Raw genomic sequence first — 24,614 nt, 5'->3', positions numbered from 1 at the left:
CCAAGTTCGCCGATCGGATCTGTGGACGAACCGCTGTCTGCGCCGCCCGCGCTGCGCGATGCCTCTTGGTCGTGAAGAATGTCCGCCATGCCCTCCTCGTCCCCGAGCGCGGTCCCTGCGGTTCCAGGCCCGCACGAGCGAGAGGCGCTTCGGCGAGCCCTGACCGACGAGGCATCCACTCTCGGTGCACGGATAGCGCAAGGCGAGGACGCGGGGATCCGCCAACAAGAAACGACAATCACCGAGACGGTACTGCTCGACCTGCATCAGAGACTTAGGAGCCGCCTGGACATCAAGATGCTGACCCAGGCCGACGAGGGCGTCCGTGGGGCTGACTGGATCTGGTGCGTCGGCGGCACCCATGGGTGGTTCTCGTTCTACGTGCAAGCAAAAAAGCTCAAGCCACGCGCCTCCTACGCGGGCTACGACATCGGCTACACCGGCGCGGGCCAGCACCGGCAGGTCGACAAGCTGATCATGGCCGCCAACGCGGCCGGCGTCGTCCCCGTCTACGTCCTCTACAACCCGCTCTATCCTGGGTCCAGCTACAGTGGCGCCGGGTGTGTTGACGCGCTTACGCAGGGCGCGGACGGGTTTACTGCGGTATCCGCTTATGCGGCGCGCGAGCTTCTTGAGAACGGAACTAACAGGTTGGTGGAGCTCGACAGGATGTGGTGGGTCGCGCATCCGTGGGCGTGCCTGGCCGGATGTCCCGATGGGAACGATCGCCTCCGCTGGATCGCGCCTCAAGGGCAGTCGCCCACCGACCGGTGGAGGGTCCCGAGAGAGATGGAAGCGCTCTGGTCGTCTCCCTTGACGGACGCACCGGGAAACCTCGTGCGGTTGTTTGCCGAGCAGGCGATCTATGCGTGGCTGGTTTCCAATCCCGGCCGGAGCGTTGTTCGGTCTCCCGTCGAGAGGATCAACGAGGAAGTCCTTGCCGGGTACTCTATCCGGGAGCCGGCTTGGGTGAGCGACCCTGAGGATGCCCTGCGCGAGTGGCGACTGCGGGCGGACGCCTACCAGTTGGGTTTTGAGCCCGCCGCCGTTGTGTCGCAGCGACTAGGCGGGCGCAGCGTTCGCGACCGGTAGCGGGCCCATGAGCCGGCTGGCATGCGGCGATCCATCGTGCTGGCGCTAAAACCGTTGTTTGGCGATCGTCCCGAAGACTTCGGCGTACTTGTCCAGTGCTGCCTTGGCACGGTCGGCATCGCCTCCGAAGAGCCCGCCGCGCAACGGACCCCACATCGTGCCCTCGGCCGCGAGTTCCTGTTGTAGGTCCTCGACCGCGTTGCCAGTGCGCCACGCGCGCCAGGTCGACCGCCCGAACCAGCGTGACTGACCCCAGCCACCGCCTCGGGCAGTGATGCGGACGTTGACGGCGTCCTGGGCCAGTACCCCGAGAACAGCCTCAGTACGGTCGAACATCGCCGTGAACTCTTCGTCGTCCGGCAACTGGTCCGAGAACACGGGCCGCAGTTCCTTGTGAAGCCACTCCGCGACGGGCGTGTGGTATTTGCCCACGCGCCTTTCAGTAAAGTCCGTCAGCGCGTCCGCGAGCGGCTTCCCTTCGATGCTGGCCCGGGCGAGTGCATGCACAGCCAGCTCTGGCTGGCCGAACGGGGCGTATGGATCAGTCGCCTCCAGCAGAGCCTCCGGCTTGTTTTCGTAGCCGCCCCTGACCATTGGGTCGACCATGAGCGTCTTGAGGTTCCCCCACTTCTGACTCGACACGCATCCCATGCCAGCGGTCATCAGAGAAGCCACGCCGGGCAGGTGCCGAAGGTCGAGCAGCGCCTGTAGGCCGGCCTGTGTCTTGATGGAGGACTGAACGAACGACCGGAGACCACTGGCCCACGGCGCCAGCGCTTCGGGTTCTCCCCACCGTGCAGCGACCTGGAGTGACGAACAGAAGGGCTTGGTCAAGCCCCATAGCTCTCTGGCCGCGGTGGCTACGCTCACAATCTGGTCTTTCCCGTCACCGGCAAGTGGCCCGGCCACCCGGTCCGGATCGTTGATCGCCTTGAGAACGCGCTGGACCTCCTGAGACACCAGGTCATCCAGCTCGATCCGTCTCCTGGAATCGAGAAGCATCTCCTTGGTGAGCCTCTTCAATAGGTCGGCCCGATCCACATCTGTTGCCTGCTCGACCGCTTCCAGGGCTGCTGCTGGGCTGAGCTGCTTGTCACCCATGACGCCGTGAATCGTCGTCACCAACGCAGCGGCTTGGGCCGGGTAGCCGGTCCCGAACAGGTCCACGTAGTTCAGGTCGCTCAGGGTTCGTCCCGCACCGAGGTCCCACTCGGGGACTTCGCCTGAATCGAACCGGACTGGTATGAGCCAGGTCCGACCGGGAGGTCTCTTGCGGTACTCCTCGATGGCGAGGGTCAGTTCCTCGTTCATATGCGAGGCATCTTTCCGGCGTTGGTTGTCCGAGAAGCATCCAAGGAACACGAGCGATCCGCTGCGGATTGCCCGGCGAATCTCTGCCTTCCACGCATCGCCGGGGCCGAGAGACTTGCGATCGCGCCAGTACGGAATCTGCGCTGCCTCCAAGACTGCACACAACTGGTCGACCTCGTCACCGTCCTCGTGCACGTAGGAGACGAAGACGTGCTTGCCAACCGCGTCGATCATGGGCTCAAGATAACCACTGGTCCTGGGCGCGGGCAGCGTCGAAGCGCTCGTTCGAGGCAACCCGCTTAAGTTCACCCGGGACCGCTGCATGGATGTGAGCCAGGTGCCGTCGTGATGAGGTGCGGCATGCCTGCTCGACGAGCCGCCGGTTGAATACGCAACGAAATCGATCGACGACGGATTCGCATCCTAGGGGTCGGAGATCGGATCAAGCAGGTTCTCCACAGTGGCGCTGTTGCCCTTCAGTCCTGCGGCTCGGTCGCGAGCGCTTGCCGTGCGGCGCGTGGTTCGATGCGGAGCGCCTGTCCAGCAGCGAGTTGGAGAGCTGGATCGTCAGCCTGAAAGTGCCCGAGCGGCGTGATACCGAACCCTGCGCCAGCGAGTGCGGAGATTGCTCTCCTAGCCACCATGTGGCGTTCGGACTCCTCCGCGACGGTCGCGCAGTCGAGTGAGAGCCACACTCGTCCGTCGAACCCTACGGAGACTTGGATCGGACCCCAGACTTCGGCGTTGGTGAGGACTTGCGAGGCGGCCTCACGATCGTCGGCGGTCCTCTTCGCGTCGACAGCGCGCGCGGCCATATAGATCGAACTGGCCAATTCGGCAGCAGCCTGCCCGGCGGTGGTGACGTTGACTTGGTAGGGCCCCATGGAGACAGTGTCGGTCGTGGCGTCGTAGCCGAAACCCCAGAAGGCGCGAGCCACATCGCGCGGTTCGTCACCAGCATTGACCCGCTGTCTCTGCGGCCCGTGGCCCCGGCCACGCGACCAGCTCTCGAAGTGGACCAGCCCGTTTCGGATTAGCGCGATATTCGGCAGCGCCAGTTCGAATCGCTTGCGTGCCTGTCCCAGTGCCTGTCTGACTTCCGGGTCCATGCCTAGATCGGCCAGGGCTTCCTGCTCCAACGTCTCCGCCGTCAGCAACTGTGCCAGCGCGAGACACAGATGCCTCGCGTCGATCTGCCGAGAGTCGAACCCGCTGACCACTTCACCGCCAGCATGGATGCGCCTGACGCACAACTCGACGTCACCCAGTGCCCACTGTGCCTCCGATACGGCGATTCCGTAGGGGTGGTCTGCTGGCGACCAGCCGTCGACTGCGGTTTCGTCCATGATGACTATCCTCGTCCCCAAGGCACCACCACGCCCGGCATTTCTACAGAGTTCGGCAGCCAGCCCTCTGAGCTGGCATGTGGTCGGCACCGTCTCCCACGCTCGTAGCGCCGTGCCGCGGTCGATGTCGTCTGCGGAGCGGTGATCGGCACCTGGTCGGCCTGGAGCAGGGTGGTGATGGGCCTTCCGATTTGGGGGCTGCGCGTCGGACACCGCACCGTCCCACCAGAACCTGGTCGTGACCGGGCCCTGCGAAGTGCACGCTCGTCGCCAGCCGCCGAGCAACTAGCAACTCAGCCACGGCGTTGGCCTGGGCATGGTCCGGGTAGATGGCACGACCTGGCAGAAGTCCACATCAGCAGTAATGCGACCGACCCTACGAGAGAGCCCACCCGTCGACGGTGACCGGAGGAGACCCAGTGGCCTCTCGCTGGCGTGGTCGGTCGCTCCTCCACGCCGCATACAGCTAAGGCGTGGTGTGCGCACACCACTGGGTGAAAGGTGGAAATAGCCCCTCATCCTTGGGGCAACTGACCGGTGACACGTCTAGCCTCGGCGTATGGGTGACAGCACGAGTGCCGAGACCGCGGTGCCCTCGAGCGATGCGTCCGGTCCAGAGGTGGTGCTGACCTCGCTCACCCCACGATACGAAGTAGGCGACCACGGTCTGTATCTGGACCTGCTCAAGGACGCGATCACGCGCGATGAAGCGCACAACATCGCGCTCACCGGGGCATACGGCACCGGAAAGAGCAGCATCCTGCAACAGCTCGTCCGAGACCTTGAGAAGAATGGCGACAACGTCGTAAGCATCTCTCTGTCGAGCCTGGGCGCACCGGACAAGACCTCAACCGCCGAGTACGCAAACCCGGCCGCCACCACGCCGACGAACCAAATCCAGAAGGAGATCGTCAAGCAGATTCTCTACCAGGCACGACCTCAAGAAATGCCGAAATCTCGATTCCGGCGGACCACGCGCGGACGCAAGGTCGATGGCGTGCTGCCGGCGACCATCATCGGGCTACTCGTCGCCGCTCTGCTGGTACTGGGCGGGCAGATCAGTCGTGTAGTCGACAGCAGTGCTCTGGCAGCACTCGCCGTCTTCGTTTTCACATTCGTTGTGGTCGGAACGGGCACCTATTTCCTCCTGCGTCTGACGCGCGGCAAACTCGTGATCGACGGAATTTCGGCCGGCCCCTCGAGTGCAAACATCTCGCTATCCCCCCGCTCGGCGAGCTACTTCGATGAGTACCTCGACGAAATCGTCTATTTCTTCGACGAAACCGGTCGCACCCTGGTCGTTTTCGAGGACATCGACAGGTTTGAGAACACCGAGATATTCGAGACGCTGCGTTCGCTGAACACCCTGCTCAACCGAGCGCAGCAACTCGATAAACTCCCCATCCGCTTCATCTACGCCATGCGCGACTCCGTCTTCGAGCAGCTCGGAGAAGACCTCGCCGCCGCAGACCAGGCCACGGCCGGAGCAACCAAAGAAACCGAGCCGAAGGCTGTCGACCAACGCGAAAGCGACACCAAAACAGCGACATCGTTCGACCTCGCCCGTGAAAGCGTGGAGCGCGCGAACCGGACCAAGTTCTTCGACCTGGTCATCCCCGTCGTCCCGTTCATCAGCCGCCAGAACGCCAGAGACCTGATGAGCAAGACTCTCAACGAATCACAGTACAAAATCAGCCCCGAGCTCATCAGCCTTGTTGCTCGACACATCGCCGACATGCGCCTGGTCACAAACATCTGGAACGAGTTTAGGGTGTTCCACCGCCAGCTCATCAAGGGAAGACACCCGGTACCGGAACTGGATGACAACCACCTATTCGCCATCGTGGTCTACAAGAACGTGCACCTCGCAGACTTCGAGAAAATCCGTCTCGGTACCAGCGAACTCGACACCCTGTACGAGTTCGGTCGGCAACACATTGCCGCAATAGCGGAAATTCGAGTTGCTAAGGCGGCCACGTATCGCCGAGCCCTCGATGGCCTTGACTCGCTTGAGTACAGGACTGAGCGCATGGCGGAGAAACTCTTTGAGCTCGCGAGAGGGCTGTCTTCGAATGGGCAGGCCCGGGTCTACATAGATGGCCGGTGGCTGACGGATCCGACATCTATTGATGTCACATTCTGGAGAGATCTCGTCAAGAATGGCACCAATCTTCTCATCGATACCGCGAGTGGTCATATCGAGCTCAATGCTGCTCAGCTTGGACATCTAATCCGTGAGCCCTTCGATACGGCGCGCTGGGACGAGGAGGAGCGGCCACAGTTGGAGCTCGAACTTCTCAAACTTACGACGGACATCGCAACGATCAGGCATGCGGGCTGGGCGGAACTCTATCGATCACCGGAGGTCACGCCTGCAACAAAGCTCGATGCGCCCGTCACTTTCGCCGAACGAGCAAAGGTACTGGTCAAGTCACCGCTTGCACGGGAGCTCATCGAACGAGACTATCTGGACGAGTATTTCAGCCTGTATATCTCACCGTTCTACGGTGATCACATCAACGTGAACGCGATGAACTACGTACTGCGCCAGGTGGACAAGGGAATGCCCGACCTTACATATGAACTGTCTGGCGATGAGGTTGACGCTATCCTCCGCGAACGCCCTGAAGCGATACGAGACCCGAGCATGCACAACATCTCTATCGTTGATCACCTCCTCAAGGGTGAACGACTCGCGGCCAGCGTGATTGCTGAAGAACTCGTCAGGTTTGTCGCAGCATCGATCCCATTCATCAACGACTACCTTCGCCAAGGAAAGTACGCCCCCGGACTCGTGAAGATCCTGACGCCCAAGTGGGACGCGATCTTCCCGTTCCTTGTCGAACACGCTCCCGTGACCGATGGGTCGCGGCATGCGTTGGTAGATGCGGCTCTGGCATCCTGGGACTCGCGCGTGGACTATCAGCTCGACGAGTCGGTGCGCGTCTACGTCGAGGAGTACTACGCGTCTTTTCCGACCCTGACGGCGGCAGGGAGATCCGGTACCCACGCCGCACAGCTCGTCGTTACCACTGGGGCCAAGTTGCGGGACGTTCGGCCGCTGAGCGAGGGCTCCCTCGCCATCGTTCGCGCTGCCAACGCCTACATGGTCACCGCTGAGAACCTGACTTACCTCACCGGCGTTCAGGAGCCGGCGATGGACCTCCTCAAGAAGGCCAGCGAGCCGATCTACGCGTACACGCTCGAGAGGCTCGATGACTATATGGCGCTCGACCGGACGGGACCCACGGTAATCGAGCCAGAGGCGTTCGACGAGATCGTCAACGACGTGATGGGCGCTCATCCCGATCTGATCGACATGTTCGTCGCTCGTGCGGACCTCTTTTGCCAGACGAAACAGATCGCTGATGTCGACGAGAGCGCGTGGAACGCGCTCGCTCAGCATCTCAAGCTCGTGCCGTCGATCGAGAATCTTCACGCGTACATACAAAAGCGGGGTGTTGATGCCGCCCTTGGGACCTTGGTCATCATTCGCCCGATCACCGTGCCCGGGACGCAACGCCAAGCGAGGACGGTCGCTATCAAGCTCCTCGAAGCCTCCGAGGCGATCTCCGACCCAGCCGATCGAGTCAGGGTTGCCAGCGAGATCGATCTGGACACTCCACTGGCACGTTCCGACATTGCCCCAGAACCGGGAGAGCTGACCGGGCTCCTCATCGGCGCCGGGATCATCCCTGACGATAAGACAAGCTTCACTCCGGACGTGATCGCGGATCCCGAAACGCTCGAAGCAGCGATCGCGCGCTCGACAGAATTCGTGCACTACATGTCACCGACGTTGCTCCCACCAGCGGCGGTCGCCGCCGTGATGGACAGCCGTCGTGTGCCCCGGCCAGTCAAGCAAACGATCGTCGACCGCCTCGGCCAGTACACGACGGGCGCCGACCCGCAAGGACTTCGGGCCATCGCAGAATACTGCGAGGACCAGAACCTGGAGCTCACAGAGGAGCAGCTCGCGGTGCTGATCAATGGGGCTGCCGGACCCCAGACACTAGTCGCGCTCGTCGCTCGATCTAGTCTGGAACCCGCGGCTGTGCGTCTCTTGGTCCATCAGATTGGCGACGTGTACGCGGAGATCAGCGACTACGGCACCTCGAAGCCTCTGGTGCCCGCAGACAACGACCACAAAACGATCCTCACACGCCTCCAAGAAGCTGGAATTGTTACTAGCTTCCCCGAGACATCGGACGGCAAACACTTCCGCGTCCATCGCCATCACGCATCGCCAGGCTAACCCGAGCCGGAGTGCCCGGCGCTGTGCCGGGGCGACATCACTCAGTTCAAGGCTTGAGGCTTGGTCGAGTGACTGAAGTCTGGATCGCGCCGACCGGCCATGATCATCTGGGCCTGAGTGTCCTACCACCAGGGAACGTCACCGAAGATTGCCTGCATGGGAGAGTGCTGCACCGATAGGTGTCACCTTGCTTGTGGTGCCGAGTGGCGCGGCGCGTATCGATGTAGCAGTTCCGGCCGTTCCCGTTGGCGCACACGGGGCAACTGTGACGTGTCAGGTGCGGAGCGGCGCCGTGACTTCGGGTATCCCGGAGCTCTGGCAGGCGCGGGGCCTGCATGGGACTCTGTGCCCATGATTCAGCACACGCACCTCGAATGCCCGTGGGACGCCCACGAGCGCATCTCCATGAGGCGTCGGTGTAGGTCAGGGCAACTTCCGCGGTTTACACCGTGAAGCCGGCGAACATGCCCGGCGCGCCCAGACAGACCGGGGGAGTCTCAGAGTGTGCCGGATGCGGTCCAGAGCCCTATCCAGTCAGCCGAAGACGATCTCGCGAAACCGGTCGCGGACCTGCGCGAGAGGCTCGCGACTGCGGGTGTAGTAGAGCTTGTTGCTGAGCAGTACCGCCCAGCGGCTCTGCTTCGGATTGAGCCACAGGGCTGTGCCGGTGAAGCCGTAGTGCGTCCAGGATTGGTCGGCGGGATCGGTGCCGGGCGCCGGGTGCCAGAACAGGCCCCGCGCAGGTTCGAGGCCGCCCGTGTGGACGTTCAGTGACTCGCGTGTCCATTCTGGACCGAAGCCGGCAGGGGTCGCGGCGGCGGCAGGGTCCAGCATGTAGCGAAGTAGCAGGGCGAGGTCGTCGAGCGTGGAGAACGCCCCGGCGATGCCGCTCACACCGCCGAGCAGGCGGGCGGAGAAGTCGTGGACGGTGCCCTTGAGGTGGGTGTCAGTCTCGTCGTCGAGCTCGGTCGGGGCGCACCGTGCGACCAGTTCAGCCGTGAGAGGTCCGTAGCGGGTCTCTTGCATGCCGAGCGGGCCCCAGACCCGGTCGGTGGCGAGATGGTCGAGCCGTTCGCCGCTGAGGTACTCGGCGAGGTAGCCGAGGATGAGGGCGGCGCGGTCGGTGTACTCCACGGCTTGGCCGGGCTCGCGGTGCAGGGCTTCGTGCAGGACGCCGGTTCGGATGGCGTCATGGTCGGTGCCGTAGAGGTTCTTGAGCTGGGCGCGTAAGGGCAGTCCGGCGGTGTGGGTCAGGAGCTGGTGGCTGGTAACGCGTCCGAGCGGGTGTCCGGCGACGTCGGGCCAGAACTGCCCCAGAGGCTCGTCGAGGTCCAGGTGGTCGTCCTGCCAGAGAGTTCCGATGGTGGTCCAGACGGCGAGGATCTTGGTGAGGCTTGCGACGTCGAAGATCGTGTCCGGTTCCATGGGCTCATCGGGTCGAGCCGGGTCCAGGAGGCCCGTTGCGCCGCGGTCGGTGATGCCGGTTGCGTCGCCTACGGCCCATACCGCGCCCGGGTAGACACGGTCGTGTACTCCAGTGGTCACCAGGTCACGAAGCTGTTCGGTGGTGGAGGGCATCGGTTCCTCTGCTTCTTGGATGAGCCGTCCTGGCCAGCGTAGGGGTGACCGGGGCGGTAAGGGATGGATGTGTCTGGTCAGGCGAGGCTGTCGCCAAGAGCGGTCAGCGCGGAAACGGTGACGGACAAGGGGAATCGAGCGGCGTTGGCGCGGGCGGATTCGCGGAGTTCGTCGGCCACGCTAGGTGTGACGAGGTGACGTAGATTCCTCGCGACGCGATCCGGGTCGGTGAAGTCCGTGGGCAGCGCCGACACGCCGAGGGCCTCGTCGAGCCCCGGTACGGGTTGGTAGAGCACCGGCAGTCCACAGGCTTGTGCTTCGAGGGCGACCAGACCCATGGCTTCCAGGGTGGTGGAGGGCATGAGCAGGGCGTCGTGCTCCGCGAATGCCTTCCACAGTTCACGCCTGGGAAGCCACCCGAGGTAGTTGACATCGAGCCCGGCGTGCCGCAGGGCTGGCTGGAGATCGCGGAACTCGTGGGGTGGCGCGGCGATGCTGACCGTGAAGCCGTTGGCCGCGCCAAGCGCTTGGGCGAGGCGGTCGCTGCCCTTCTCGGAGGTGAGCCTGCCCGCGTACAGCAGTCTGAGCTTGTTCTTCGGGGATGGCCACCATAGAGGCGGTTCGGCGAGGAGGTGGTCCGGGATGCCCCAGGGGATCTTCACGGGCCGGTCTACATCTGGGGCGAGCGTGCGAAGTCGATCCGCCATGGCCGAGGTGGGTACGACGATCACGTTCGCGCGGTGGACGGTGTCGTGCAGGACTCGCAGTTGGTCCGCATGAGCTTCGGCGAACAGCAGGTCAGTCCCGTGTACCAGCGCAATCGCAGGGTGGTCTGGGAGAGTTCGTAGGAGAGCCGGAGTAGCGCCGAAGGCGAGGTGTTGCAGGTGGACGACATCGACGTCCTCGGGGTTGAGTACGTCAGCCAGGGCGTGGTGCAGCGCGGTGACGTACCGCGTGAAGCCGGGCCCGTCGAGGCACTTGCCCTCGACGGCGAGCAGGTCCATACCCGGCAGGGCCGCGAGCCCGTTGTGGCCTGGGTCGAGCATGAATGCTCGTGCGGGGATGAGTGGTTCGGTACCGGAATACAGGTCGCGGAACAGCTCCACGCTGCCGCCGGGGCTTCCGACTGGTAGGTCGAGGAAGGTCGCCACACGAGCGGTCATGGGGTGTCCTCCTGGAACTCTTCGTGGAGCCGGGAGATGTCGATGCCGTCGGTCGAGGTGTACTTGCGGCCGAGCTGCTGGTAGCTGACGGCCGGTCCGTAGGTGCGTAGGAAGATGAGTTTGCCGAACGTCATGCCGGGATAGATGCGCACGGGTCGGACGACGCGGATCTCCAGCGTCCAGCGGATGGCGTGCCCGACGTGGCCCAGTGGTGCTGAGACGTGGACCCAGATGCCGAGGTTGCCGGTGATGCGGTCGCCGTTGAGCATCTGTGCGTACCGGTCGGAGGCCGTGTGCTCCAGGGTGACGCCGAGGTACAGGATCCCCGGCTCCAGGACGTAGCCCGTCTCGGGGATGGTGACCTCGGTGAAGGGCGTTGGCACGGCGGCATCCAGATCCGTCGCGCAGACCCGAAGCGTCGGACCAAGACGCCAGTCGTACGCGTTCTCCGACAGCCGTTCCGGGTCGAAGGGGTCGATGACGATGTCCCCGGCCGCGATGGCCGCGGCGATGGCGGGGCCGGTCAGGATCATGAGGCCGCCGCGGGTCGGGGAATGTCGTGCCAGTAGCGCGAGGCCTGCGGTCCCCGCGCTGCCTGGTACTTGCCTGCATACAGTTCGAGCGGCCCGGAGGCGACGAAGAACATGATCTGCCCGATCTTCATCCCGGCGTAGACGCGCAGCGGTCGCGTGGGGGCGAGCATGAGCGTCCACTGGCCGTGGAACCCGATGTCGCCGATCGGAGCGGTGATCTCAACGAACAGTCCGAGCCGCCCGACCGAGGACCGGCCGAAGAGTAGCGGCACGAACACATCCGACCCGACCTCCTCCAGCGTGTGCCCGAGGTAGAGCTGGTGCGGTTGCAGGACGTACCCCTTGGGTCCGATCTCGATGGTGGACGTCGGGTTGGGGCGGTGCGCGTCTATGACCGGGTCCACGTACGTCATGAGAGTCGGGCCGAGGCGCACGTTGTAGCTGTTCGGATTGACCTGCGCGGGCTCGAACGGTCTGATCCGTAGGCGTCCGTCACGGACGGATGCGGTGATTTCGGGACCGGTGAGGATCATGGCAGTACCTCCGAGCAGAGGACGTGACGGACGGCCTGACTGAGGTCGAGCAGTGTCGCGGGTGGCTCGGCAACGGAGAGCGTTTCGGCGAGGTAGCTGGTGGTCACGACGCTGTTCACAGGCGCGGAAACCTGGCGGCCGTTTAGGACCAAAGGACCGGCCCGCTCCTCGAACTCCGCGAGCAAGTCGGAGAGATCCATCTCGGGCGACGCTTGGGCCTGCACGATGCTGTTGCCGAACGGCTCGATGGCAAGCAAGTTGTCGGCGGTCAGCATCTTCCCGAGATAGGGCTCCCGCAGAGAGGACTCATTGAGGATCACCACGGACGACGTGGCGCGCGCTTGAAGACACTTGGCGACCTGTTCGAGCACGGCCCGGCGGTCGAGGGCGCGGTCTCTCCAGGAGGGTTCGAGCAGGCCGATCGGTGTCGCCAACTGGTCGCGAAGGAGCGCGATCCGATCGCCAAACGGCTCCAGCAGCGCCGGAAGCGTGTCGACGGGCCCGAATCTGGCGGTGCTCGCATGCCAGCCCTCCCTCGTTGGTGCGGCTGTCGAGAAGCCGGCCGCGAGTTCCGCACCCTTGACGACCACGGTTGAACCGATCCGTCCGGGCCCATGACGCTGGCTGTGGCAGTGGCCCGCGAAGACGACGTCGAGGAACGGGCACGCCTCAGCAAGCCGAAGGTCGTGCTCGAAGCCGGAGTGCGACAGCAGCACCCACGCGTCAACGTCGTGACAATGCTCGGCCCACAGGCCAGTGAGCGCGGAAGCAGGAGCGATGACACGGTGCCCAGAACGCTCGCCCACCGGGATCGCTGCGAACGCCTGCTCACCGATCACGGCAGTGACAGCCACGCGCCGTCCACCAACGGTCGTCTGGTGTAAGCGGCGGAACGGCGCCTCACCGGTCGACAGGTCGACCACGTTGGCGCACACGGTCAGCTCGCGCAGACCGGGCTCCAGATGATGGCGCCACCCATGATTCCCGGGTGCGACGACGTCATAGATCGACGCCAGTATCTCCGTCTCGATCCGGGCCCGGCCGAGGCGGTAGTAGCCGGTTCCCTCGAAGAAGTCGCCGCAGTCCACGACCAGGCCGTCTCGCCGCGCCTCGTGCAGCCCAGCGAGCAACGGACCGATCTGCCCGAGCTGGGAGTGCACGTCGGTCGTCGCCACGATCCGCTCCAGTACGCGTTCGGTCACGGTCGCTCCCGGAGGTCCGCGCCGAGCGCACGAAGCTTGCCAGGCAGATCGGCGTAGCCACGTCGAAGCTGCGTGAGCCCAATGACGGTCGTCTCGTCGTGGGCAGTCAACGCCGCGATCAACAGGGCCGAACCGGTCCGGATGTCCGTGGCTTCTGCTGTCCCTCCGGCAAGATGCTGTGGTCCGGTCAAGCGGGCCGTGGTCGCGGTCAGTGCCTCGATGTCCGCGCCAAGGCGCGCGAGTTGCGCCAGCAGGTTGCCGTGGCGTCCGGGGTTGATCGTGTCGGCGAACTCGTGCGTGCCAGGCAATCGCAGTGCCAAGGCCATCAGCGCCGGTTCGAAGTCGGCGTCGAGGCCCCCCGGGTCCAGAGACGAGATGGCACGTAGGCCTTGTCCGGTCGGGATGCCGTCGTCCAGGACGACGAGTGCATCGTCCTGAACGAGGACGCGAACTCCGACGGCGTCGAGCAGCCGGGCGACGTACGCGACGTCACGGCCGGCGACTCCCTCGATGCGTCCGGTGCCGCCCGTGGCTGCGATCGCGCAGGCCAGGGTCCCGGCCTCGATCTTGTCCCCGGGGACCCGCCACGACACCGGCCCATCGTCGGCGTCGTGCGGCGGCTCCATCCGGAGACGGGACGGGTGCAGATCGATGCGCCAGCCGACGGAGCGCAGAGCGTCGAGAATGCCGGTGAACTCCGGAGACAGGTTCGGATTACCCAGGTCCATTCGCACCCGCCCGACGACGGCTCGGAGCACAGCCACGACGCTTGCGCCCCGGGAACGGAACGGGAGGCTTATCGTCACCTGGGCCGGAGTCTCCTGTGCTGTCACGTGGTACCCGGTGCTGTCGAGGGCGATCGCATCGCCGAATGCGGCGTAGACGTCGAAATGCAGATCCATCCCGCGATCTCCGATCCGGCAGCCACCAGGCCAGGGCAGATCAGCGCTGCCGTGTGCCGCCAGGAGCGCGGGAACCAGGTAGTACGACGCCCGGATAGCTCCAGCAGGCTCCAGATCGCCAGTGCGGCGTCCGGAAGGCGGACGCACAGTCACGGACTGCCGATCGTCCGGCGCGCGGTCGACTCCGAAGCCAGCAAGTTCCAGAAGCGTGAGCATCACGCCGACATCCGCGCTGGATGGGATGTTTGACACCTCCACCGGTCGTACCGTGACCGCAGCGCAGGCGAGCAGAGGCAGTGCCGCGTTCTTCGAGCCGTCTACCCGGACCGCGCCCGACAGGCGAGCGCCTGGGCGAACGACGACCGTGGGTGTCGCCGCGCCGTCTCGGCTGTTGGGCCACGGGGTGTGTGCAGTCATGTCCGCGGTCTGGCTCATGCGTCTCTCCTTTGGTCGGAACTTCGCAGCGCCGCCACGACGGCTCACGTGCGCCGCCACTTCTGCTGTGCGGAGTGCTCGCTTGAGGGCGGCTGAGGCTCCCGGGGCCGGGAGCCTCAGCCTGGAATCCGCCGTCTGGGGGCGGCTCACGACCAGTCCGGGACAAGGACGGTCGCAAGTTCGAAAAGCGCGGGCTCGCTACACGTCACTCAGGGGAAGTTCGAACCCGGCTGGTCCATCTCCGGTCACGCTTCGCCACTGCGCTCGGCGGCGGCCCTCGTCCCCACGGGGGTAGGGCAGCCCGGCCTCCAGTGCGGCGGTCTCGATCGCGCGCATGGTGGCGCCGACGCCGGACGGGATCGGCGCATGCCGGGTCCACCGCCCGTCCTTAAGAGCCCAGGCCTCGCACCGAGACAGGTCCGTTCCGGCGCCGTGCCACACCCGCAGCGCAACCGACCCTGGGGCGCTGGCCTCAGCTGTGGCGATCTGCGCAGCCAACGGAGACAGGGAACTGTCCACGGCAGGGACGAGGGATGCCAGCACCGGCAGGACTCCGCCATCCGTGATCGTGCCGGTGGTCTCGTCGGCGGCGCTGCGTACGATCGCCGGCGCGTGACCCATCGCCACGGAACGTCCGGCCCAGGCCAGCATCGGCAGATCGTTCACGCCGTCGCCAACAGCGACCGTCCGCTCAGGAGGGATGCGCAGGTGCTGGCGGATGCCATCCAGCGCAACCGCCTTGTTCACGCCGCGACCCGCGATATCGGCCCAGTCCGGTCCCATGGGGGTCACCGTGACCCCGGTCGCGTGCAGAGCGTCGGTGTACCGCCGGATCCCCAGCGCGGCGAGAACGATCCGGGTGGCAGGTCGTGCGGTCAGGTCATCCAGTGTGACGAGTTTCTGCTGCCCGTTGAGCTCTCCCGGCTCGAACGGCCGGCTCGTCTTCCAGCCCCACCCGACCTCCTCGGCCGCGATCCGTACTCCGGGGGCAAGGTCCAGAGCACGCTGGATGACCTCTGCCGGGTCGAAGGTCCGGCCCTCAACGACGTCGTACCCCGAAGGCGCCGACCGGTCCAACCTCACGGTCACCGCGCCGTTCGAACAGACGCCCCAGCCGTCGACCAGTCCCAGACGGGTAGCGACCGGCAAGAGGCCGACCAGGGACCGCCCTGTGGCGAGCACGATGTGGTGACCGGCGGCACGGGCCAGGTCCAAGGCGTCGACCGTTCCAGGCGGGACCCGCCCGTCGTCCACCAAGGTCCCGTCGACGTCGAGTGCTACGAGCGTGCGAGTATCCGTGACCGTTATGGCGTTCATCGGGTCACCACCTGGCGCAGAACCGACCGGACCTGCACCTCCAGGTCATCGCGCTCTCCGGTCCATACCGTGTTTCCGGGCACGAATATTCGATGATCCAACGGCACGGTCAGCCCGAGCGTGTGGGCGATCTGCTCACCCTCCTTCAGGTCGGCCGGCAGGAGGCTGACCCGGTTGGCGGTCACAGTCACCAGTTCGATGCGGTCGGCTCCGACGAGATCGAGGAATCGCGACGCCGCCGCCAGACCGTCGTTGATGCCCATGAGCCGTCGCGTCTGACGGCGTGTCGTGCTCCGCGGTGGAGTGGGCGCTTCAAGGCGCCGCGTCGCTGCTGCTCTGTGGTTCACGGGACTCTCCGAAGTATGCCGGGCCGTCTGGGGCGGTCGTTGGGATGCGTCTGCTCGCTACTCTTGTTGGGATTCACTCGCCAGGGCAGGGCAATCAACGGGACAATCTGGAGAACGCCCGTCTGGGCGGCCTGCTGGTGGGGAGGGGCGAGGGGATGGCCAACGAGTTGCTTCGCGAGCGGCGCGAAGCCCTTCCATCGCGCCTGCGCCCCGGCGAACCTATGTCCCGCGCGGAGCTGGCAGAAGCTGTGAATGCGCACGTCTGGGCCTCGACTGGGCAGCGCATCGCTCTCGATGCTCACGCGATCGCTCGGTACGAGCGCGGTCAGTCGCGCTGGCCCGGGCAGCAGTACCGCGACGGTCTTCGCGCCGTCCTCGGAGCGTCAACGGACATCGAGATCGGGTTCTACCCGACCAAGCGCGGGAGCGCGGCGCGAGAAGTTGGTCATTCGTCCACGTGGGATCTGGATACGCTTGCCGGGCTGGCCGACCTGGGGAGTAAGTACGTGGATCTCACCCGACGGGGCCTGCTCGGTCTGGCGGCCTACTCGACCGTGGCCACCGCACTACCCAGTGAGTCGTGGTGGGCCGAGATGGTCCGCCGATCAGCCGAGCGTGCCGCACGAGGCGTCCGCTCGGTCGGACGTGGCGATCTCGAAGCCGTCCGTGAGTCGGTCGCGTTCTTCTCTCGGATGGACCAGCGGCACGGCGGCGGGCACGCGCGGGCTGCCGCCATGCAGTACTTGACTGACGACGTCCACCGTCTTCTGAACGGAACGTTCGCGAACGACGCCCTCAGAGGCGAGATGTTCTCTGCCGCTTCCGAACTGGCCTATGTCGCTGGCTGGATGGCGTTCGATAACGGTGAGCACGGCATCGCCCAGGGATTGTTCACCTCGTCGGTCAAGCTCGCGGCCGAGGCCGCCGATCCTGCGATGGCAGCGCACACACTTCGTGCGATGGCACACCAGGCGATCGACCTCGGCCATCCAACGCAGGCTCAGGAACTTGCAGCGGCGTCAGTCGACGGCGACCGATACAAGGCTGCCGCTCCACGCGAGCGTGCTCTGCTTGGCGTGGTGCATGCCCGTGCGCTTGCCGCGACCGGCCAGGGGAGTGCGGCAACATCGGCCTTGATCCGGGCCGAGCGTGACCTCTCGGCGGCGACACCAGGCGGCGACGAGCCTGCGCGGGTGTTCTTCTTCGGGGAAGCATCCCTCGCGCACGAGACCGGCAACACCTTGCGGGATATCGGAGACCTCGCCGGGGCCGAACAGCAACTGGAGCATTCGGTCGTGACTCGGAAGGCTTCCACCTTCAAGCGGACACATGCGGTCACGCTGGGGTATCTCGGGGACGTGCAGGCCAGGCGCGGCGAACTTGAGCAAGCAGTAGAGACGTGGAACACGGCTCTCGACGCAATGGACGGCGTGCAGTCCGCACGGGCACGCCAAACCATCGTGGAGATGCGCTCTGCACTCGCCATCTACAAGGCCACCAGCTCGGACGCCGCTATTCTCGACGAGCGAGCCAGTGCCTATCTCGCTGCCACGAACTGACCTGCGGAGGAACGTTGACCGACCCCATCGTCATGACCCCCGTCGCGCACGTCGTCGGCGGCCGCACCGAACCGACCGACGACTACTGGGGCGGCACCCGCTCGATCATCCGGATCGACCCGGACGCCTACAGCGAGGAGTCGGTGGCCGGCCTTGACGAGTTCTCCCACCTGGAGATCGCCTTCTTCTTCCATTTGACCGACCAGTCCGACCTCCACCCCGGTGCACGTCGTCCGCGCAACAACCCGGACTGGCCCGAGGTCGGGATCTTCGGGCACCGGAACATGCGCCGTCAGAACTGGCTTGGCGTCTCGCGGTGCCGGCTGCTTTCAATCGAAGGCCTGGACCTGCACGTCGAAGACCTTGATGCGGTCGACGGGACGCCGGTCCTCGACATCAAGCCGTGGTTTGCGGAGATGGGGCCACGGGGAGAGACGCGCCAGCCGCCGTGGGTCTCGGAGATGCTTGGCGAGTACTTCGCCCCGGCTATGAAGGAACAGCCGCAGCCCTGACTCAGGTCAGTCCGTACCGATTGGTTCGGGGACCCTGCCACCGAGCGACCGCCAGTGCCGCACAAGAGTTGTGTTCGCCGGACTCTCGATCGCCTCGAGGAATTCAGCGTGTGCGCGGTTGATCGTTTCGCGGACTGACGCATCTACCGCCTCGTCAAGGTGGTCATGATGAGCCAGACCGCCAGGCATGATCGGCTCAAGCCTCTCCACCTGCTTTCGATATGCGGGACGGGCCGCAAGCCAGTCGGCATGCGCCTTCAGCACTTGGTCCCGGTGGTCAAGGGGCACCAGGTCGCCAACGTCGACCACAAGCCCCACACGTGACGGGACGCCGTAGCGCAGCGCAAGACGAATCGTGTCGCCGTCGGCGATCCGTTCGGCCGGTTCCCATGGCAGGTCATCCGCCGTTCGGCCATGCTCCACCAACAGCGCGAAGTCCTTCTTGCCGAACGAGTTGACCCATTCGGTCGTGTGATCTGTGCGGATCCGATAAAGCATGCCGCTCACGCTAAGTCCCAACAGTGGTGCTCTGCGGCTCAAAGTCCCCTGGCTAGTGGGTGATCTTGCCAGCCTACGCTGCCGACCATGGGGCCGTTCGCTCAGGCCCATGGGCCAAGTCTGACAGGCTGAGCGGGTGATGCCTCTGAAGGTGCCTGACCAGGTATGTGTCGTAGAACCAGTCGCTCTATGGTTGCGGCCACGATGGGGACTGCTGCACGGACAGGCGACGCCGAACGCGTAAATCCTTGTGTCGTCGATGGGGTGGCGCACTCTTGTCCGGCGTCGCTCGCTGCACGCTCTGGCCTGCGGATCCATGTGTGCGACGGTACGACCAGTGACGATCTTGCAGGGCGTGCTTTCCAATGGGTGCTGAGGCTGGCAAGATGACAACCGCTCCCCACAGTGCCAAATGTTCAGTAGGCGTGGGCACGACCGTCGAACCGCCCAGAGTGACGTGCTGTGGCGCGCGCAATCAGAGATCACTCCGAGGCGCTGTCTGCGCCATCGTGAACTTTCGCCATTGAAGACTGGGCTTATGGACCTTCAAGAACCACCACCGGATCCGTTCGCGGGGATGACCCCCGGGGAACGCAAGCGCGCACAAGAGATAGCCATCGTCGAGATGGTGTTCAACCCAGACGACTTTGACGAGGTCGAAGCTGGTGAACGCCCCGACTTCACGCTGCGTCGAACGCCCGCCAGCCTGCCGTTCGGCGTCGAGGTTACTCAGCTTTTCCCGAATGAGTCTCTGGCGCGCCTGAACCTGGTCCACGGTTACCACCACCGCCTGTGGTCCGGGCTACCACATCTTCACCGCGACGATAAGGACGTCCTGCGCTCGGTGACGGTCCAAGTTGAGGACTCAGAGGGCAACATCAAGGCGACCGACATCCCCGCCGTCATCATCGAGAACACCGACGATGGTTTCGTCGCCGGCCTGAACCGCACCCTGGCGGCGAAGGCGGCCAAAGAGTACGACCAGACGGGTCTTTCGCACATAGACCTAGTAGTCCTCGACTGGTACGGAGCGAAGTTCGACCCGGCCGACTACTTCACCAGCAGGTTCTTCGACCAGGACACTCGCGACCTGCTTCGCGAGAGCCCGTTTCGCGAAGTCCACCTCGTCATCGCCGTAACTGAGGCGGCTAAGGATCCGATCGCGCCGCACGAGCACGAGGTCTACCGCGTCATGCCGCTCCAGTTGCTCCTGATCGTCGACCGCATCTTCGTCACCGGCAAGATGATCGACGAGCAGTTCCGCGGACAGATCCGCGACACCGACCACCTCAATGACCTGGTTCTCGATCATGTCAGCCGAGTACAAGGTGTTGGAGTCCCGGTGGTCCACAACGGGCACCACTACCTGCGGTACCGCAGCATCCTCATCCGGCTTGGAACGACTGGTACCGAGGTCCTGACCTTCATGGACAGGCAGTTGCCCGACGACCCGACCGCCGCGCTCCGCGACCGCATGCCGCACGACGTAGAACGGCGAGTCACGGAAAGGGCTGCGGCGAGTGTCGCCGGTCTGGGCCTGGCTCCTCGGGCACGGAACCCCACGATCTGGCTCAGCAACGACGCCTTCGCCCCTTACGAACGCTCCGCCGCCTCGGACCCGGTCAGCGACCAGGCGGAGTGATCCACAACTGAGGCCAGCGGACGGCCCGAACTGGCCGCAGCGGACCCTCGTCGCGGTCCCAGGTGAGCAGATTGGTCACACAGCCGAACGTCCGACGGTGCCGTCATAAGACGGGTACATCCGCGGGCGGCGCCACTGACGGCGGTAAGGGATTGCTGCAGGGACAGGTGGCCGGATGTGTGAAGCCGCGTGTCGTCGACGCCGTTGAACAATCCTGGGCGGCGTCGTTCGCGCGGCGGGCGACCTCGGCAAGTCGCGCCGAGGGACGCAGAAGGCTCGCAGGTCTGCGCTCTGTTACAGGCAGTTCGCCGCCGTGGGTTTGTAGGCTCTCGCCATGCCGGTGCTGCTGCCCCAACCAGGTTCCGTCGTCCCGCCCGAGCCGATCACGGTCGTTGTCCAAGGAAACTCAACGGACTGGCTGGACCCCACGACGCTTGTGCCGCTGATTGTCTCGATCGTTGCTCTCCTGGGTGTGGTGTTCAGCAACTGGTACTCAGCCCGGAACATGAACAAGGCCGAGGAGAAGCGCCGGCATGCAGCTGCTGACGCAGAAGCCCTGCGGCATGAGAACGACCTCAACCGGGCACTTCGTGAGCATTTAATCGACGTAGTCCGCGAAGCCTACGTAAATCTCGAAGGCGCGCGACGTGAGCTCACGCGCACAGCCGAACGCCTCTCCAACACATACCCCAAGTTCGATGCTTGGGTGAAATTCGCAGGTTCGGAGCGTAAGGCCTTCGATGATGCACTCACGAGATTTTCGGGCCCGCTGGATAGCATCAAGCTTATTGGAAGTAACGAGGTTGGTGACATCGCTGAGGAGCTGTATAGTTCTGCCGCGAAGCTACGGTTCATCAGCATGGCCGTCAATGAAGACATAACATTTAGCGAAGAAGCGCTGCACTTGCGTCCATCATTCGACGACCTCCACAGGGAGTTCGAGAGGGTCCAGCGGCTCAGTACCGCACTCCTCGCCGCGATGCGGAAGGAACTGCACGGATAGGATGAAACTCGTTGGGGTAGGGCTTTGCCACGGGGACATACTTCCAGCGAGGACAAATCCTCAGAGTTCAGGTGTCAACCAAACTTGGGGCAGACCCTGTGGCAACAAACTTGTGGTGCCGTGTTGCGCTGGCGGAAGGATGGTCAGAGTTGTGGCTGCCGCTGTGGCGGTGCAGTCCTTACGGAGCGCATCGATGCTGGGACCAGCGCGCTTGCAGAGGTGACGGTACGATCGGTGACAACCCGCAACAGGGTGCGCTTTCCATTGGGTGCTGAGTTGCGAGAGATTGCAGTCACACCTGAGGTTTGGGTGAGCACGGGCCGCTCTTGGCTCGCGTGGTGAGTGCATTCCTGGTGCGCAGCGTCGAACGGCTCGCGGGCTCGGCACGGTAGTGCATGTGCGCTCGTCCGATCGTCAGGCGCGAGCGACCGGACGCGCGGCCCGTGCGGCTGCTCCTGGTGATCGGCCTAGATCGGATAGTCCTTGGCCTCTGGCCATGGTTCCTTCCAGCCGAGGTTGCGCGGATGGCTCGCTAGCCACTGGCGGATGTTGATCAAGACCTCGTCGACATCGTGCATCAGACGCATCTGCTTGTGGACGAAGGTCCGATCGGACACGTTGCTGCGCAAGGCGTGTGCTGGTCGCTGTCGGGCGGCGCGCACCGCGCGCAGAGGCTTCAATGCCCACTTTGCACGGTCGGGCTGCACGCGGTTCATCGTCATGAACAGTTCCAGCCGGCCAAGGGTGCCAAGGACCTGCTCTTTCTCGTTCTTCCGTGGAACTTCGGCCGCGTCGAGTGCTGAACCGTCGATGTTGTCTGACAGGAGCTTGTCGAGCGAGTGGACGAAGTGGTCCCATTCCCGTTGGTCGGCCCGCAGGATCCATCCGAAATCGTCGGGCAGCTCGTGGGACTTGAACAGCCGCTCACTCCAGACGCGCTCGAACAGGTCGCTGATGTTCTTGAGCTCCTGGGTCAGTCTCTCGAACGGACCGATACCGTCTGGCCAGCGGCCCATCTGGGTGCCGTACCAGACGGGGTGCGGTTCTACTCCGTCCTCCTTGACCTGGAAGCTCGCCCAGCGCTGCTGGTGCTCAGGCGTCAACTCCTTCAGGTCACCGTAGAAGGCGACAACCCGCCGCATGATCACGGAGTCGTCGACACTCGGATCGTACTGACGCATGTCGTATGCGAAGCCGAGGTGTATGAGCCCGACCTTGTCCTTGTCGGGCTGGTCCGCATCGTCGTGCGCGGCGTCAGACATCCAGAAGTTGATCCCAAAATCGCTCATGCTGAACCGGTAACGGGCGTCGTTACGGTAGCCCTCCAGGACGTCCGCGCTGAAGAACGCGAGCTCGAGTGTCGAGCGACCACGCGCCATGGCCCGCGAGAACGGGGCGTCCTCGAACTCTCTCGGAAGTTTCGTCCTCTTCAGCGCTTTCGTCGTGGGGTAGAGGCAAACTCCGTAGTCATCGTCGGAAAGCTCGCGCAACTCCTCGACCTGCTCGGCAACGGTCCGGCGCGACGGCCACGGTCGTATGTGGATGTTCATGTAGTCGCCCGGGCCTACGACCTCGACAAGGCCGGCCTCGGCCAGCTCGGCCGCTGCCTCGATCTCGCGGCTCGGGTTCCACTCGGTCCTGACGTGCAGCCCGTTGAAGTCCCCTGACTTCATGTAGCGCTGCTTGACCTTCTTCAGCAGGTCGCGTGCAGCGGGGGAAAGTTCATCCTTCGCAGCCATGCACTCCCAACCGTCCACTCGGTCCGCGCCTGATCTCGACCTTGTCCGCCAGTTCGGCGTGGCGGTCGCCACCAGTCTGCCGTGTGCGCGCTTGCACTCTGCTGCGGCGCGCGTAAACATCACCCGAACGGCTGGGCCCTCGTGCCTCGCATTACCTCAATCCGCAAAGCAGTCCCCTGGGCTCACCGGCTCGGACGCGCATTTGCGGTCGAGGTTGCGCATGTACGGGCGGGCAGGTCGCTGCTTCACGAGTCGCTTGGCGGTGGGGCCGTGTTCGGACGCGGGCCGGTCGAACGCCTCACGAGGGCGCCGTAGCCGGTCGCCGCACGGGTCACCCATGGCCGCCGGCGTGTCGTGCGCAGGCTGGTCTGGTCCGTGGGGTGGGAGGCGAACCTGATGTGTGCCACGATTCGACATGTCCAGTTTCTTCGCGCACTGTTCGCACCCAGGCGCCTGTGAAGGCGTGCCCCGCCCTGCGTGAACCGGCGAAGGTGACCGGGAGGCTCCGACCGCCGCCGCATGTCGGTGCCGACCGCGTCGGGAGACCAAGACCAGCGAACAGGTCCTCGGGAAAGCCATCTCTCAGAACACTTCAAGACCGAACCAGCAGGGCACGGGATTATCTGACGACGCGTAGGCGTTGAACGAGTCGCATCAACGGAAGCCTGCGCCACCCGGCTGTCCGCGCGACAACTGAATACTTCTGAGCTGGTCAGCACGCGGGGGTTCATCTCCCTCGTTCCAGTGGTGCTTAGCGGGCTCGCCTTCATCGCCATCGTCCAGAAGTCAACCAACATGACCTCGCCCACGACTGGCAAGAAGGAGAACGACATGGGGGATAACCCTGCGTACAGCCGTAAGCAACGCATTTTCCGCGCCGCACGAGAGATCGTGCACTACATGCTCTGGGCGACCGGAGCAGTCGGCGTTGAGGTAGCGGGCGCCGTGCTGGCACCACTTACGAAGACCCTCCGGTAACGACGCTGGAGGGTCTTCGTGTCCCCGGCGGTCAGAGTGCAGCAATGTCGAGTCGAATTTCAGAACAGGCCTCGATCTCGTTGCAGCGACCGGCCGCATCCAACTCTCTACGGCGTGGGCGGTAGTGACCTTCCAGCAGGTTCAGTTGCTCTGGTTCGTGCGCCGAAGCGTGGTGATCGCATCGAGGAGTCGCTGACGGCCGGCGGCCCAGACAATGCCGTTTCAGTCGCCGGAAGTGACGAGGCGTGCGCCCTGCTCTGCAAGAAGCATGCAGTGAGGGACGGCCTCGGCGTCGCCCATCTGACGAGCAGATCTGCGCGTCGATGCGGCCTACGGGCCAGCGATCTCGGCGAGAAGTACCGGTGTGTGGCCTGCGGTAGGAGCGTCGCCGCACCAGAGCGCACCGGCCGCCACTGGGGGCTGCGGTGAGGACGCTCATGCGGTGACAACCGTCCTCGTCTCCGCGTGAGCCTCGACCTCGTTGGCGGAGCGTCGAAGTGGTGCGCGCACCTGACCTGCACGGATATGTCTGCACACCCTGGTGTGCGGGCAACTTGGTGTGCGCAGAGCGTGCGCTCGCCGGTCATCCTCGACGCATGGACGTGTACGTGTGCGCAGGTCGCCCGGCGAGGGCTGGAGGGGCTGAGCCAACCGCGGAGCCATGCCCAT

18 protein-coding genes are annotated in these 24,614 nt (G+C 64.6%); 6 read left to right on the top strand and 12 right to left on the bottom strand.

All coding sequences use genetic code 11. The annotated features are described in order from the left end of the window. Nucleotides 1-87 precede the first annotated feature (87 nt). Complete coding sequence (locus QRN56_RS01515; RefSeq protein ID WP_285100700.1) at nucleotides 88-1,092, top strand: DUF6615 family protein; 1,005 nt, start codon at nucleotides 88-90, stop codon at nucleotides 1,090-1,092. Between the two features lie 45 nt (nucleotides 1,093-1,137). On the opposite strand, the gene QRN56_RS01510 is transcribed toward QRN56_RS01515, so the two are convergent. Next, complete coding sequence (locus QRN56_RS01510; RefSeq protein WP_285100699.1) at nucleotides 1,138-2,637, bottom strand: toll/interleukin-1 receptor domain-containing protein; 1,500 nt, start codon at nucleotides 2,635-2,637, stop codon at nucleotides 1,138-1,140. A gap of 242 nt (nucleotides 2,638-2,879) precedes the next feature. Beyond that, a complete protein-coding gene (locus QRN56_RS01505; RefSeq protein WP_285100698.1) occupies nucleotides 2,880-3,749 on the bottom strand; it encodes a hypothetical protein in 870 nt (289 codons plus the stop codon). A gap of 559 nt (nucleotides 3,750-4,308) precedes the next feature. On the opposite strand from QRN56_RS01505, the gene QRN56_RS01500 reads away from it, so the two are divergent. Then, nucleotides 4,309-8,004 (top strand): YobI family P-loop NTPase, encoded by a 3,696-nt coding sequence (locus QRN56_RS01500; protein WP_285100697.1) that lies wholly within the window; start codon nucleotides 4,309-4,311, stop codon nucleotides 8,002-8,004. A 534-nt stretch (nucleotides 8,005-8,538) separates the two neighbouring features. On the opposite strand, the gene QRN56_RS01495 is transcribed toward QRN56_RS01500, so the two are convergent. From QRN56_RS01495 to QRN56_RS01460, 8 genes are all read right to left on the bottom strand, one after another. After that, nucleotides 8,539-9,582: a serine hydrolase domain-containing protein gene (locus tag QRN56_RS01495; RefSeq protein ID WP_285100696.1), complete on the bottom strand. Its 1,044-nt coding sequence runs from the start codon at nucleotides 9,580-9,582 to the stop codon at nucleotides 8,539-8,541. Between the two features lie 77 nt (nucleotides 9,583-9,659). Then, the gene (locus tag QRN56_RS01490) at nucleotides 9,660-10,745 is read right to left on the bottom strand and encodes a glycosyltransferase family 4 protein (RefSeq protein ID WP_285100695.1); all 1,086 of its coding nucleotides are present in this window, start codon (nucleotides 10,743-10,745) and stop codon (nucleotides 9,660-9,662) included. After that, nucleotides 10,742-11,278 (bottom strand): dCTP deaminase, encoded by a 537-nt coding sequence (locus QRN56_RS01485; RefSeq protein WP_285100694.1) that lies wholly within the window; start codon nucleotides 11,276-11,278, stop codon nucleotides 10,742-10,744. The genes QRN56_RS01490 and QRN56_RS01485 overlap by 4 nt, the downstream gene beginning before the upstream one ends. Further along, complete coding sequence (dcd, locus tag QRN56_RS01480; RefSeq protein ID WP_285100693.1) at nucleotides 11,275-11,811, bottom strand: dCTP deaminase; 537 nt, start codon at nucleotides 11,809-11,811, stop codon at nucleotides 11,275-11,277. The genes QRN56_RS01485 and dcd overlap by 4 nt, the downstream gene beginning before the upstream one ends. Further along, nucleotides 11,808-13,013 (bottom strand): metallophosphoesterase family protein, encoded by a 1,206-nt coding sequence (locus QRN56_RS01475; protein ID WP_285100692.1) that lies wholly within the window; start codon nucleotides 13,011-13,013, stop codon nucleotides 11,808-11,810. The genes dcd and QRN56_RS01475 overlap by 4 nt, the downstream gene beginning before the upstream one ends. After that, on the bottom strand, nucleotides 13,010-14,350 hold the full coding sequence (locus tag QRN56_RS01470) for a carboxyvinyltransferase (protein WP_285100691.1): 1,341 nt from the start codon (nucleotides 14,348-14,350) through the stop codon (nucleotides 13,010-13,012). The genes QRN56_RS01475 and QRN56_RS01470 overlap by 4 nt, the downstream gene beginning before the upstream one ends. 198 nt (nucleotides 14,351-14,548) lie before the next feature. Then, entirely contained in the window at nucleotides 14,549-15,667 is a 1,119-nt protein-coding gene (locus QRN56_RS01465; RefSeq protein WP_285100690.1) for an HAD family hydrolase, read from the bottom strand. Further along, nucleotides 15,664-15,930: a hypothetical protein gene (locus QRN56_RS01460; RefSeq protein ID WP_285100689.1), complete on the bottom strand. Its 267-nt coding sequence runs from the start codon at nucleotides 15,928-15,930 to the stop codon at nucleotides 15,664-15,666. Before QRN56_RS01460 ends, QRN56_RS01465 begins: the two co-directional genes overlap by 4 nt. A 239-nt stretch (nucleotides 15,931-16,169) precedes the next feature. On the opposite strand from QRN56_RS01460, the gene QRN56_RS01455 reads away from it, so the two are divergent. Together QRN56_RS01455 and QRN56_RS01450 are read left to right on the top strand one after the other, a co-directional pair. Next, nucleotides 16,170-17,573, top strand: a complete 1,404-nt coding sequence (locus QRN56_RS01455; protein ID WP_285100688.1) for an NsdA family TPR-like regulatory protein — start codon at nucleotides 16,170-16,172, stop codon at nucleotides 17,571-17,573. A gap of 14 nt (nucleotides 17,574-17,587) precedes the next feature. Then, nucleotides 17,588-18,085, top strand: coding sequence for an SAM-dependent methyltransferase (locus tag QRN56_RS01450; protein ID WP_285100687.1), 498 nt, complete (start codon nucleotides 17,588-17,590; stop codon nucleotides 18,083-18,085). Between the two features lie 6 nt (nucleotides 18,086-18,091). Here QRN56_RS01450 and QRN56_RS01445 read toward each other — a convergent pair whose 3' ends face one another. After that, nucleotides 18,092-18,583: a hypothetical protein gene (locus tag QRN56_RS01445; RefSeq protein ID WP_285100686.1), complete on the bottom strand. Its 492-nt coding sequence runs from the start codon at nucleotides 18,581-18,583 to the stop codon at nucleotides 18,092-18,094. 538 nt (nucleotides 18,584-19,121) lie between these two features. Here QRN56_RS01445 and QRN56_RS01440 point away from each other — a divergent pair. Then, nucleotides 19,122-20,225, top strand: coding sequence for a hypothetical protein (locus QRN56_RS01440; protein ID WP_285100685.1), 1,104 nt, complete (start codon nucleotides 19,122-19,124; stop codon nucleotides 20,223-20,225). 334 nt (nucleotides 20,226-20,559) lie between these two features. Further along, the gene (locus QRN56_RS01435) at nucleotides 20,560-21,228 is read left to right on the top strand and encodes a hypothetical protein (protein ID WP_285100684.1); all 669 of its coding nucleotides are present in this window, start codon (nucleotides 20,560-20,562) and stop codon (nucleotides 21,226-21,228) included. 467 nt (nucleotides 21,229-21,695) lie between these two features. On the opposite strand, the gene QRN56_RS01430 is transcribed toward QRN56_RS01435, so the two are convergent. Beyond that, entirely contained in the window at nucleotides 21,696-22,967 is a 1,272-nt protein-coding gene (locus QRN56_RS01430; protein WP_285100683.1) for a hypothetical protein, read from the bottom strand. Nucleotides 22,968-24,614 lie beyond the last annotated feature (1,647 nt).

This window comes from Promicromonospora sp. MEB111 (assembly GCF_030209445.1).
Taxonomy (GTDB): Bacteria; Actinomycetota; Actinomycetes; order Actinomycetales; family Cellulomonadaceae; genus Promicromonospora.
The sequence above is the reverse complement of the archived record's forward strand: the minus strand, read 5'-3'. Positions and strand labels throughout refer to the sequence as shown.